General features: G+C 57.3%; 11 protein-coding genes and 1 pseudogene. 3 read left to right on the top strand and 9 right to left on the bottom strand.

What is annotated here, in order from left to right; all coding sequences use genetic code 11:
* On the top strand, nt 1-843 hold the full coding sequence (locus tag B4B27_RS07430) for a ribosomal protein L7/L12 (protein ID WP_290725209.1): 843 nt from the start codon (nt 1-3) through the stop codon (nt 841-843).
* Between the two features lie 5 nt (nt 844-848).
* Here the strand turns inward: B4B27_RS07430 and rpoN are convergent, their stop codons facing one another.
* The 5 genes from rpoN to B4B27_RS07405 form a co-directional block, all read right to left on the bottom strand.
* Nucleotides 849-2,525: an RNA polymerase factor sigma-54 gene (gene rpoN / locus B4B27_RS07425; protein ID WP_290725206.1), complete on the bottom strand. Its 1,677-nt coding sequence runs from the start codon at nt 2,523-2,525 to the stop codon at nt 849-851.
* Between the two features lie 9 nt (nt 2,526-2,534).
* Nucleotides 2,535-3,272, bottom strand: coding sequence for an LPS export ABC transporter ATP-binding protein (gene lptB / locus B4B27_RS07420; RefSeq protein WP_173365098.1), 738 nt, complete (start codon nt 3,270-3,272; stop codon nt 2,535-2,537).
* Nucleotides 3,269-4,621 carry a hypothetical protein gene (locus B4B27_RS07415; protein ID WP_290725203.1) on the bottom strand — a complete coding sequence of 451 codons (1,353 nt, stop codon included), beginning with the start codon at nt 4,619-4,621 and terminating at the stop codon, nt 3,269-3,271. The genes lptB and B4B27_RS07415 overlap by 4 nt, the downstream gene beginning before the upstream one ends.
* Entirely contained in the window at nt 4,618-5,385 is a 768-nt protein-coding gene (lptC, locus tag B4B27_RS07410) for an LPS export ABC transporter periplasmic protein LptC (RefSeq protein WP_290725201.1), read from the bottom strand. Before lptC ends, B4B27_RS07415 begins: the two co-directional genes overlap by 4 nt.
* A gap of 70 nt (nt 5,386-5,455) precedes the next feature.
* Nucleotides 5,456-6,958 carry an oligosaccharide flippase family protein gene (locus B4B27_RS07405; protein WP_290725198.1) on the bottom strand — a complete coding sequence of 501 codons (1,503 nt, stop codon included), beginning with the start codon at nt 6,956-6,958 and terminating at the stop codon, nt 5,456-5,458.
* Nucleotides 6,959-6,960: 2 nt separating this feature from the next.
* Here B4B27_RS07405 and B4B27_RS07400 point away from each other — a divergent pair, with 2 nt between their 5' ends.
* Nucleotides 6,961-8,163 (top strand): CDP-glycerol glycerophosphotransferase family protein, encoded by a 1,203-nt coding sequence (locus tag B4B27_RS07400; protein ID WP_290725195.1) that lies wholly within the window; start codon nt 6,961-6,963, stop codon nt 8,161-8,163.
* A gap of 2 nt (nt 8,164-8,165) precedes the next feature.
* On the top strand, nt 8,166-9,287 hold the full coding sequence (locus B4B27_RS07395; protein ID WP_290725192.1) for a glycosyltransferase: 1,122 nt from the start codon (nt 8,166-8,168) through the stop codon (nt 9,285-9,287).
* Between the two features lies 1 nt (nt 9,288).
* On the opposite strand, the gene B4B27_RS07390 is transcribed toward B4B27_RS07395, so the two are convergent.
* From B4B27_RS07390 to B4B27_RS07375, 4 genes and pseudogenes are all read right to left on the bottom strand, one after another.
* On the bottom strand, nt 9,289-9,762 hold the full coding sequence (locus B4B27_RS07390) for a 2-oxoacid:acceptor oxidoreductase family protein (protein WP_072807646.1): 474 nt from the start codon (nt 9,760-9,762) through the stop codon (nt 9,289-9,291).
* A 15-nt stretch (nt 9,763-9,777) separates the two neighbouring features.
* The gene (locus B4B27_RS07385; protein ID WP_290725188.1) at nt 9,778-11,445 is read right to left on the bottom strand and encodes a thiamine pyrophosphate-dependent enzyme; all 1,668 of its coding nucleotides are present in this window, start codon (nt 11,443-11,445) and stop codon (nt 9,778-9,780) included.
* 67 nt (nt 11,446-11,512) lie between these two features.
* Nucleotides 11,513-11,848, bottom strand: coding sequence for a CopG family antitoxin (locus B4B27_RS07380; RefSeq protein ID WP_290725186.1), 336 nt, complete (start codon nt 11,846-11,848; stop codon nt 11,513-11,515).
* Between the two features lie 150 nt (nt 11,849-11,998).
* Nucleotides 11,999-12,418 (bottom strand): annotated as a pseudogene (locus B4B27_RS07375) (ORF6N domain-containing protein); the annotation flags it as partial.
* Nucleotides 12,419-12,546 lie beyond the last annotated feature (128 nt).

The raw sequence follows: 12,546 nt of genomic DNA, 5'->3' as shown, positions 1-12,546 counted from the left end.
ATGGCCTTTTGTATCCAGTGCGGAGCCACTATAAAGGACGGAGCGAAGTTCTGCCCCAAGTGCGGCGCAAAGCAGGAAGCCGCCGAAGTAAGTGCTGCCGTTACAAAAAACGTGGAAGCGGTCGAAGACGACGATAACGAAGAGGAAGGCGAGGTAGTCTACGCCATCCACCTCAAGTCGGTGGATCCGGCAAGGAAGATGGATGTCCTCAAGAAAATCCGCTCCCTCTACGAAATCGGCCTCTCCGAAGCCAAGCGCTACGTCGACACCCCTGATTCCATTGTTGCGGCGCGGCTTACCATGGAAGAAGCGCAAGAGGCAAAAAAGGAAATCGAGGCTAGCGGCGCGACTGTTTCCATAGAGGAATTCGATGAGCCCGAAATCGATGACAACCTCTACGACGTATTCCTAATGGAAGTCAATCCTGACAATAGGCAGGAAATTATCGAGGAACTCACAAGAGCAGACATTGGAATGGATTCCGATGAAGCCGAAGAATGCGTCGACAATCCGGGCAGTGTCATTGCAGAATCGGTTTCCAGAAACGAAGCAGAAACAATGAAGAGTGTCTTCGAGGATCTATACGGGGCGACCGTGTCAATCGAGCTCGCCGAAGATGACGGTGATGACGATGATGAAGATGAGGAAGATGGGGAAGGCGAGGACGATGACGTTCCCGACGAAGGTGGCGAGGAAGTGCCTGATGGCGTATTCCGTCAACCCAATACCCAGCCGCGTGTCGTAGAGGAGAAGACCAGCTTTAAGGATACCTGCCTCGGCTGCGGCTGTCTGACCGTTATCGCCATCGTGGTGATAAACGTCGTTATCAAGTTCGTCCTTTAGTTTTTCTACACGCTTTTTCTGAAACGCGCGGGCAGAATCTTCAGTTCTGTCTCGCGGTATTTTGCCACGGTGCGGCGTGCGACCCCGAGCCCCATCGAGTTGAGCGCGTCGGCGATGGCCTGGTCCGAAAGCGGTTTCTTCTTGTCCTCGTTGTCGATTAGCTTTTTGATGGCGTCGAGAATCTGCGCGGAGCCGATGATTTCTTCTCCTGCCGCCTGGGTGCCGCCGTCCGCTGCCGGAACGTCCGTGGCCTGCGTCGCCTGCTTGCGCACGCCCGAAGTGAAGAACTGCTTGAGCTCGTAGATTCCGTAGGGGGTGTCCACGTACTTGCCGTTGGTGACGCGGCTGATGGTCGAAAGGTCGCGCCCCACCTCGTCGGCGATATCCTGGAGGATCATGGGCTTGAGGAACGCGGGGCCACCCCTGAAGAAGGCCTCCTGGCGCTTGACGATGGCGCGCATCACCTGTTCCATGGTGCTGAAGCGGCCGTTGACTGCGCTGATGAATTCCTCGGCCTTGCGCTTGCTGTTGCTGATGTATTCGCGGGTATCCTTGTCCAGCCCCTTGTCGTTCAGCATGTCGGCGTAAAGCTTGTTCACGTGCAGCCGCTTGGTAATGCGGGATGCGGCCTTGGTGCATTCGACTTCGAAGCGCCCCTTCTTTTCGACGACGCTCATGTCGGCATTCTTGATTTGGAGCGGCGCGTTCGAAATCTGGCGTCCCGGATGCGGCGAGAATTTCGAGAGCGACGTTATCGCCTTCTGCACTTCTTCCGTACTCCGCGCCATGCTCTTCGCAATCTTTGTGTAGCGGAGCGCCATGAGGTCCTCGAAATGGTTCTCGACGATTTCGAGTGCGACTTTCGGGAAGTTGTCGCAGGCGCGTGCCTGGATGAGGAAGCATTCCTGGAGGTTGCGCGCGCCGATGCCGAGCGGCTTGAACGTCTGCAGCACGTGTATCGCCTCGGCCACGGGGAGGCTCGCGTTTTCGAGCGGGATTTCGCCGCGGATGACGCGTTCTGCCTCCACGACGAACTTGTCGTTGTCCGAAAGGATTTTTACCATGGCCTCGTCGGGGGCGCTCTGCAAAAATCCGTTCTCGTCGAGGCTGTCGATAAGGTACTGCACCAGGTCGCGGAACCGTTGCTCCGAACAGCCCGCCTGCTTCAGCTGCTTGAAGAGTTCCCTCGTGCCGTTCCAGTCGCGCAGCTGGTTTCTCAGGTTGTCCTGGAGGCTCTGGTCGCGGTCTTTTTGCGGGCGGTCCCAGAGTTCGTCGGGGTCGGCGGGGGCGCTGTTCAGGTCCTTGAACGGGGCATCGGTATCGGCGGTGCCGTCGGAGAGACGGCGTTCCATGTCGGAATTCGTCGTGTTCTCGAGGATGTCGTAGTCCATGTCGGCGCTGTCTTCGAGGGATCCCGACTCGAACTCGACTTCTTTCGCCATGTCGTCGGAAGAACCCGAGGCGTATTCGTCTTCGCCCTGGTTCTCGGAGTCGCGGGTTTCGGGCAGGCTTTCCGGGATTTCGTCGTCGAGTTCCAGGAGCGGGTTCGATTCCACTTCCTGCACGATGGCGCTCTCCAGTTCCTGCGAGGTCTTCTGGAGGATGGTCGCCGACTGCAGCATCTGCGGCGAAATCGTCTGTTCGAGTCGCTGGGATTGTCCCAGCTGCATTCCCATATTCATCGCGTGCTCCTAATCCAGGCGGAAACTGTCACCCAGGTAGATGCGCCTTGCCTCGGGGTCGTTAGCGAGGTATTCCGAGGAACCTTCCGTCAGCACCTGGCTCTTGTACATGATGTAGGCGCGGTCGGTGATGGACAGCGTCTCGCGGACGTTGTGGTCGGTAATGAGGATGCCCATGCCCTTTTCCTTGAGCCCGGAGATGATGGACTGGATGTCGGCGACGGCAATCGGGTCGATGCCAGCGAAGGGCTCGTCGAGAAGCAGGAACGACGGGTCGCTCGCGAGCGCGCGTGCGATTTCGAGGCGCCTGCGTTCACCGCCGGAGCAGCTCATGGATTTCGTCTTGCGGATGTGTGTAATTTTGAATTCCTCGAGTAGCTGTTCCAGGCGCATCTTGCGTTCGCGGCGCTTGAGCCCCTGCGTCTCGAGGATGGCCATGATGTTGTCTTCGACCGAGAGCTTGCGGAAGATGGATGCTTCCTGCGGGAGGTAGCCCACGCCGAGGCGTGCGCGCTTGTACATGGGCTTGTCGGTCATCTCGATATCGTCGAGGAAAATGTGGCCCGCGTCGGGGCGAACCATGCCCACGATCATGTAGAACGATGTCGTCTTGCCGGCTCCGTTGGGGCCGAGGAGGCCTACGATCTCGCCCTGCGAAACGCTGATGGAGACGTCGCTTACGACTTGACGTCCGCCGTAGACCTTGCGCAGTTTGTCTGTACGGATTGTGCTTACCAGGTTCTTCATGGCTTCTTTTCCTCCGCATTTTCGGTTGTGGGTTGCCGGCCTTTTGCGGCGCGCCTTGCGCGTCGAGCGTTGCGGGCGTCGGTTTCCGCCTTCCTCTCTTCGCGCGTCATGGTCCGCATGTGCGGCTTCTGCCGGGCTGTCGCTGCGGAATCCGCGGTGATGCCCGCCTTTGCGAGCGAATCCCGCGTCACACGCTCCTTGGCGGCCTTGTTGCGCTGTTCCTTCTCGAGGTCCACGTAGCGTCCGCTCGCCATGGTGCCGCGGCCAAGCAGCCGGAGCGTCTTTACCGCGTTCTTGAGGGGGTCGAAAACGATGTTGATGGTGTCTCCCGCCGCCTCGTTCTTGCCCGAGACGGTGCGGTCTTTCTTGATGTAGAAGTAGGTGCTCTGCGCCTTGCCCGAAACGATGGCGTGGTCCATCTTGCCCTTGTTGAAGAAGAGGTCGAGGCGGTTGCCGTCCATGAGGTTGCGATAGTCGGGAAGGTCGGTCTCGTAGAAGAACCCCTTCGCGTTCAGGTTCACGTAGAGGCGTTCGATCTTGTTGTCCTTGAATTCGCAGAAGAGCGTGTCGCCGAAGGCTTCGGTCACGTTGCCGGGGGCGTTTCTCTTCGGGTCCTCTTTCGATATGCCGTGCGCGTTCCTGATGACGAGTGCCGACTTGAGCGTCTTTTTCGCCTCGTCGATCACGAGGAAGATGGAATCGCCCGTGAGGTGGTAGTTCTTCATGTCGAACGTCGGGTTGCCCTTCATCGAGAGCCATCCGTTCGCGCGGTCGAAATAGCCCGTGTCGCAGGTGACGACCATGTCCTTCTGCGTCACCTTTACGTTGTTGTAAGCTTCGGCAAAGGAGTATTTCTTGTTGTAGATGATTTTGCGCGCCTCGATGGTAGTCGTATCGACGGTGCCGTCCTTTTGCTTCTCGAACTGGAAAAGTTTCGGCTGAACGGGCATCGTGAGGATCTCGTTTTCGCGGTCGTATTCCAGCATCTCGCCCTTGAAAAGGTAGGTGTTGAGGGAATCCCCGGATACGACATTCCCGGAAGCGGTCGCGAGAGCCTGTTTCTTGCGGTAGATTCCATTGCTAGCTTGTATGTACCCGGAGGGGTGCGTGAAGAGGAACCCGCCGTCGCACTGCACGACTTCGGAATCCTTGTTCCAGGTGGCGCGCTGCGTGCGGAAGCGGACGCTGTCGTGCACGAAGAGCACGCGGCCCTGCAACAGCAGGGACCCCCGCTTGCGGGCGACAGCGAGGCTGTCCGCGTGCTTCATGATGAGCGGGGAACTCTGCGCGAAGACATCCGCCGTGGCGAGCAGCAACAGCATCAGGAATATGATGGGGAGGCGCTTCACTTGTTCCCCCGCGGCGGCGACTGGATTGCGGACGCTCCCTTCGTGGCGGGGGAGGCACCGCCTGCTCCGGGCACAGGGCCCCTCGCGGCAGGAGGCGGCGCGGGAGGCTTCTTCTCGAGTTCTTCCGCCTGCTTCTTGTCTTCTTCCTTCATGCGCTTCGCCGCGTCCTGGAATATGCCCGTCACGTTCGAGAGTATCCTCCAGTTGTCCATGTGCGCGTCGCTCACGAATCCCTTGCCCTGCAGCACGTCGCCATCTTCGGAAACCACGCGCACGTAGCTGTCGGTTTTGACCAGGTTGTCGCCCTTGTTCCAGAGGAGCGAATCCGCACGGACGGAAGCTCCCTTCGGGGTCAGTGCATACACGTGGCCGTAGGCGTACACGTAGGTGAACTTCATGTCCATGCGTCCGGAATCCGCGCGCAGGAACGCGACGCGCTCGCCGACCGAATCGTAGATATCCACGAGCACCGGGCGCACGAAAACCACTTCCTTGTCGGCCCAGCGTTCGAGGTAGGCCGTCTTCATTTTCCAGGAGAGGACATCCTTGTCGTAGCAGTCCAAAAGCGTCGTGTCGGTAAAGAGCATCTGCGGACGGTCCACATGGATCCACGGCTTCTCCTCTTCGATTTCTTCGCAGCCCATGAGCATGGCGAAGCACGCCGCCATCAGGAGGGCGGAAACGGCCTTCTGAGGGTGATGCAGAAGCCGTGCCGGGAGCTGTTGCAAGAGCAGTCGCGATAATTGTTGCAAAAACCGTGCCATCGTGCACAAAGTATAAATATTTGGGGCCCCGGATTGCATAATTTTGGCCCGGGAAGGCCGGAATCCGGCATTACCGGTTCTTTTTGGGGTTCTTGCCGCCCAATCCCTGGAAGTAGAAGGTCGCGAGGATAAGGAGGAGGGCGATGCCGTAGAAGACGCCCTTCGTCAGGAGGCCGGGCTCGAAACCGTTATTTAGAACAACGTAAAGCGCCGTGAGGAGGGCGATCCAGATTCCCTGAATCCAGAGGGTCCACTTGTAGGGCCAGAAACCTATCATGCGGTAGACGTAGATGTTCATCCATACTGCCTGTAGGATCTGGTAGCCCATCGAGGAAAGCGCCGCGCCCGCGATTCCGAGCCGCGGAATCAGGAGGTAGTTCATGGCGATGGCGAACACGAGCGAGACCACGTTCATGAGGAGCATGAACTTGCTGCGTCCGAGCCCGTTGATGACCGGCCCTGCAAGGCCGAACATGCCGTTGATCAGGTTCCCGATCATGAGGATGCCGAGCACGGCGACGGGGTTTTCTTCGGTAATGAACGACTTGCCCGCAATCATCATCGTCTGTTCCGGGAAGAGCACGATGAAAAATCCGATTCCGAGCTGTATCAGCGTCACCATCGAGACGCAGTAGCTGAAAACGGGCTTGAGGTCTGTCTTGAGGCGTTCGGGAGTCATCCCCGCGACAACGGGGAGGAGGATCGGGTTGTAGCTCTGGCGTATGGTCTTGAGGCCGTTCGAGATGGTGACCATCACGGCGTAGATGCCCGCCGCTTCGGGGCCGAGCAGCGCAAGCACCATCCACAGGTCCATGCGGAGCAGAAACGAGGTGACCACTTCCGAAAAGCCGAGCGGGATGGAATAGTTCAGCAGGTCCTTGGAAAGGCCCTTGCGCGGACGCCACGGCATCTCGGGGAACTGCTTGCGGATAAGGTAAAGGTAGCAGACTACGCCGAGGCAGTTTGCGACGAAGAGGCCCACCGGCAGGGCGAGCGTCTGCGGGAACGATGCGTAGAAGAGGACTAGCCCGATGACCGGCGCAAGAGCCGATACAGCAAAGTCGTTGATGAAAATCTTGTATTGCGGATTCCGGTTTCCTTCGGAGGCGCCCGCGAAAATGTGGAGGAAGGACCAGGGTACGAGTGAGAGGATGTAGATGGAAATTTCCGTGGAAGAGAGCATGGCAAGGCCGCTCGAGAGCTTGTGCAGGCCGAAATAGGCGGCAATCAGCACGGCTGCCGTGAGGATGACGGAGAAGAGCACCGTGCGCTTGACGGATTCCATGATGCCCTCGAACCTGTCGCGCCCCTGCACGATATTCTGCGGAATGTAGCGGTGGAGGCCCTTGTCGAGGCCGAGAACCGCCACGCGGCTCATCGTGAGCACCCACAGCTGGGTAGAGACATAGACGCCGAAGAGCGCCTTGTCGAACACGCGCGCCACCACGATCATCAAAAGCGGGGCGATGACCTTGAGCGCCGTACCCGCCAGATTGAGGAACGCGCTTTTGACAAGGTATTTTTGGTCTGTCTTGATGTCCGACATCGGAATCAAATTTAATATTTTTAGCACGTATGAAATATTCCTGGTCGTTCCTTGTCGGCTATCCGTTCGATTTCCTGCATGCCATGTTCTTCAGGATGCTTGCGCCCCTTTATGCGGAGTGCAGGGCCAAGGCTGCGTGCCCGTGGGTCATCGGCGGCCACCGCGGGAGAATTTACGAGGACAATGCCGCTGCCGTCCACCGCTACGTAGCTGAATCGACCGACCAGAAAATCATCTGGATTTCTGGAAACAAGTCGTTGACGCGGGAACTCGAGGGCAAGGGCTACAAGGTATTGCGCAGGAATTCCTGGAAGGCGAGGCTTGCCATGATAAAGGCGCCTGTCGTGATGTATTCCCACGGCGAAGACGATATCGACCAGTTCTTCAGATACTTCAGGAAGTGCGCCGGTTTGCGGCTCTACCTGAACCACGGGCATTCATTTACCAAGACGGGCTATTTTGCCGTCCCCGCCGCCGCCACCTGGAGCGAAAAGAAACGCCGCCAGATGCAAAAGAAAGTAGTCAATTTCGACTACATGCTTCTCGGTTCCGAATACGAGCGCGAGATGCTCATCATGTCGATGCCCTTCAGGTCGCCAGATGCTTTTATCGCGAATTGCGGGTGCCCCCATGTGGACAAGTTCATTCTCGCTGCGCGAGGCAAGCCCGAGAAGAGGATTCTCTGGTTTCCGACATTCCGCGACGACCCCGTAGATGCCGAACAGCTTGACCGCATGGAAATAGAGATGCTGCAGAATGCGAAACTCCGGCAGTATCTCGAAAGTACGGGCACGACGTTTACGCTGGTAAGGCACATCAATTCGGGGAAGAAATCCTTTGAAGGCATTGCGCCTTGTTTTGAAATTCGCGACATACAAGAAATCGGGAGCATTTTGCCGACGGCTGAATGTTTTATATCGGATTACTCCGGCATCATCATCGACTGGCTTTTGTTTGACCGCCCGTTCGTGAGGTTCGCCTTCGATATCGAGCGGTACACCCGCAAGCGCTCCTTCTACATCCCTCTCGACGAACTCGTCCTCGGTAAGGACGTGAAGACCGTCGATGAGCTTGCGGAATTTATATCGTCGGGTGCATGGAAGGACAGAAGCCCGTACATCCCGAAGATTGAATACTACAAGAACAGGATTTTCCCGAACCTGGAACCGACCCACACCGAAATTTGCGTTGCAAAAATCCGCGAACTTCTCCATCAAAGGCAGGCGACGTAAGCATGGCAAAGATTCCTTATGCGATGGCGATTGGCAACTGGCTCCCTTACAGCGAGACCTTTATCTACGACCAGGTGAAGCATGCCTGTAGATACGAACCCTACGTGCTCGCTCGCGGTCTCAACCCCGCGAGGGAAAATTTCCCCTACGACCATGTGACTTCGCTTGGCGCCTTGGAACGTGCGCTCTACTATGCGGCATTGCCGAGCGGCAAGTTTGTCCGTACCATCCGCGAGAGCGGAGCGAAGTTCGTGCATGCGCATTTCGGCACCAACGGGGCGCTTGTCGCCGCGACCGCGAACAAGGCGGACGTCCCGCTTGTCGTGACGCTCCACGGAGTCGATGTCGGAATCCTCCTGAACGAGCGGATCCCGGTTGACTACCTTTTCTACAAGCGCACTTACAAGCGCATGTTCGAGACGGCTCAGCTGCTGCTGCCCGCCTCGCAGGAACTTGCCGACTGTCTCGTGCAGCTGGGTGCACCCGAAAGCAAAATCCAGATTCACAGGCTTGGTGTCGACACGTCGGCTTTCACGCCCTTCACACGTCCCGAACGCCCCGCGCAATTCCTGATGATCGGCCGCCAGGTCGAGAAGAAGGGATTCGAGTACGGCATCCGCGCCTTCGCAAAGATTGCAGATAAACACAAGGAATCGACCCTCACGCTCATCGGCAAGGGCCCATTGCAAGAGCAGTTGCAAAGCCTCGCCACAGAACTCGGAATCGCCGACAAGGTAATTTTCAAGGGCAGCGTCAATGCGCAGCTGATGCCCGCCCTGCTCGAAAACTACGACGTGCTCGTGGCGCCCTGCATTGTCGCGAAGAACAACGACCGCGATTCAGGCCTCATCGTGCTCAAGGAAGCGGGCGCGAGCGCGATGGCGAGCATCGGCACGTTCTGTGGCGGCCTTCCCGAAATCATCGACGACGGCAGGACCGGGATGCTTGTCGGCCAGCGGGATACAGAAAAGCTCGCCGAATGCATGGACGCACTGGCGAGCGATTACAGTTTGCGGACGCGGATGGGTGCCGCCGCACGGGCCAAGATCGAAAGCGATTACGACACCGTGAAGCAGAACGAAAGGCTCGAAGAAATCTTCGACACCATCCTTCACGGAATGTAGTTTACCCTTCGCGGCCGAGCATGAACGCCTTCTTGTTGCCTTCGTGGAACTTTTCGGCGAAGAGCTTGTTCAAAGCGACCGTCCACTGGTCCACCGTGAAGTCGAAATGCTTGCTGAGCTTGCCGAGCATCGCGACGTTCAGGGCCTTCACGTTCTCGAGCTTCGAGACATCGATGTCCGCCGGAGTGAGGAGCACGCCGCCCTGCTTGAGGAAGGCCTCGTTCACCACGACCTGCGTCTCGTCGAATACCACCAGGTAGTCGGCTTCGCCCGTCGGGATCATCGGGGACTGAACTTCTTCGCCCTTCGCAAAGCGGACGTCGCTTGCGATGGAACCGCCGCGCTGGCTCATGCCGTGCACTTCGGCCTTCTTCACGTCGTAACCCTGTTCGAACACGAGTTCCGCCATCACGTCGCTCGCCTTGATAACGCCTGTGCCACCGAGGCCGGCAAATTTCACGTTAACTACGCTCATACAAATTAATCTCCGTTAAAAGTTGCCGTTTTTCTTTGCGGCGGCTTCGGACTCCGCGAGAGCCTTTTCCGCCTTTTCCTTGTTGGCCTTGTCCCAGGCGAGGATGCTCTTGAGGGCAAGAATGCAGGGGCTCTTCGCCACGATGAGCGTGAGCTCGTCCTTCTCGAGAGCGTCCTTCACAAGTTCCTTGAACTTCTCGGGTTCCTTGACCTGGTTCACTTCGTATACGTTATCGAAACCGGCAGTCTTAGCGATGGCACCGTAGTCAAGCTTGTAAGCCGGGCTGTGGTCCAGGTGGCGGCCCGTACCCGGGTGTTCCTGCTGGCCCGTCATGGCGGTGATGCTGTTGTCGAGAATGACGACCACATGGCCGGTGTCGGGGCGGTTGTAGCCCGCTTCCACGAGGCCCGTGATGCCGCTGTGCACGAAGGTGGAATCGCCAATCACGGAGACGACCTTCTTGGCCTGTTCGCGCGGGAGCACGTTGCGCAGGCCAATACCCATGCCGATAGCGGCACCCATGTCAATCATGTAGTCCATCGCGCTGATGGGCGGAAGGGCTGCCAGCGTGTAGCAACCGATGTCGCCGGAAACGATGCAGTCGAGTTCCTTGAGAACCGCGAAAGAGCTGCGGTGCGGGCAGCCCGGGCAGAGCATAGGCGGCTTGCCCTTCACCGGAACCGGGTCCGGATTGCGATCGCCAGCGATAATGCGGCGCACGCGGTTCACGTCGAGTTCGCCGAAACGGAAAATCGGGTCGAACTTGCTTTCGCACTGGATGCCCGCGGCCTTGATGTTCTCGGCGAGCCACGGGTCGTTTTCTTCAATCACGAGCAAGCGCTTGCCTTCGAACTTCTTCGCGAAATCCTTGATGAGCTGCATCGGCAGCGGGTAGGTCATGCCGAGCTTGAGGATGCTTGCTTCCGGGGCGGCTTCGCGCACGTGGTGGTAGCTGATGCCGCTCGTGATAATGCCCATGTCGGCACTGCGCATTTCCACCTTGTTCGGGCCTTCGGCCACGTTCCAGGCTTCCATCTCGTCCATCTTGGCACGGAGCTTGCGGCCCGCAGGCTTGGAGAAGCCGGGCACCATCACGTGCTGGGCGATGTTGCGTTCGAAGTTCGGCACCATCGCCGGGAGCTCTTCCTTCGGGACGACGATGGACTTGGAGTGGTCCACGCGGGTCGTCATGCGGAGGATTACCGGAATCTTGAACTTTTCGCTGGTCTGCATGGCAATGCGGAAGAAGTCGTAGGCTTCCTGGGAGTTGCTGGGCTCGAACATCGGGCAAACGGACGCCTTCGCGTGGTTGCGAGTATCCTGTTCGTTCTGGGAACTGCCCTGGCCCGGGTCGTCGGCAACGATCCAAACCATGCCGCCATCCACGCCCGTGTAGGTCGCGGTGTAGAGCACGTCGCTTGCCACGTTGAGGCCCACCATCTTCATGGTGACCACGCTGCGGGCATGGCCAAAGGCTGCACCCAGGGCCACTTCGGCGGCGACCTTCTCGTTCGGGGCCCACTGGGCATACCCGCCGAGTTCAGAATAGTCCTCGAGGATTTCGGTGGAGGGGGTTCCCGGGTAGCCTGCGGCAAACTGCACGTTGCAGTGGCGCATGGAAAGCGAGATGGCCTCGTTTCCCGAAATCAGCATCTTTTTCGCATTCGGATCAAAAGCTGGCATAGCGTTCCTTTTCTTGTGTCAAATGGATTATAAGGCATGGCCTTAAACACACGGAAATATAGAAAAATTAGGCGGAAGCAGCGTTATCGAGCACCACGTTCACGTAAGTCTGGTAGGGGATGCCCGCGGCGGCGGCCTTGCGCTTGATCGATTCCACCGTCTTGACCTTGAGCCTTATGGAATACATCTTCTTTTCTTCCTTGGCCTCGGCAATGGCGCGGCTGATGCGCGCAATGGATTCCTCCAACGTCTCCGACTCATGACCACCGGTGATAACCATCGGATCCCTCATCGTGGTATCGTTCTCGAGCGCCTCGATTTCCTCTTTAGACAAGAAATCGTCAACCAGCTTGAACCCCTTGGGCAGCCTAACCTTCTTGCACTTTTTGCACTTCATCTTCATGAGCTCTCCTTACAGTTATTGCAGACCCTCCCTATTGTAGAAAATGTATATACACTTGTCAATACACATTACAATACACATTGAAATACATGTTTTTTACACCTCGTCCTTATCGGCAGGGCTATATTTTGAGCAGAACAAATCAACCCCAATTAACTGTTGGTTTTCCACAATGCAGTCCTTCATCTGCTTGAAAAGGCGAATAAGAGCCTTGCTTTGGGCGGTAGCCCGTTCGCCCTTGAGCACAGTCATGAGCATGTAGATGCCCTGCTCGGTAAAGGCGTAGGGACTGGTTTTTGAGTATTTTCCCTGTTCTAGGGTCAAAAATTTTGACCCTAGAATTTCGCGATATTCCGTCCTCGTCAACTGAAACCGGAAATCGTCATCGAATTTTTCGATATTATTCTTGACCTGCTGATTGAATGCTTTGGTCGTATACCCGTAAATCTCGGCCAGGTCGGCATTGAGCATCACCTTGACCCCGCGAATGGTGTATATCCGCGATTTGAGCAGGGCTTCGTCGATGAGCGGGAATTCCGCAACAGCCAATTTATCAGTTTTTCTTGCCATAAAAATCCTCTAGCCCGCACGGCCTGTGCGAACGTTAAAAACGGTTTTAATTGCGCCTACACTGCGGACGCAATTAAGGTTTGTCTATGTTTTGATTTGGGATGCTCTTGCGGTGCTGTTGGCGAGGG

This window comes from Fibrobacter sp. UBA2449 (assembly GCF_002342555.1).
Classification (GTDB): domain Bacteria; phylum Fibrobacterota; class Fibrobacteria; order Fibrobacterales; family Fibrobacteraceae; genus Fibrobacter.
This window is presented reverse-complemented; position numbering and strand designations above follow the sequence as displayed.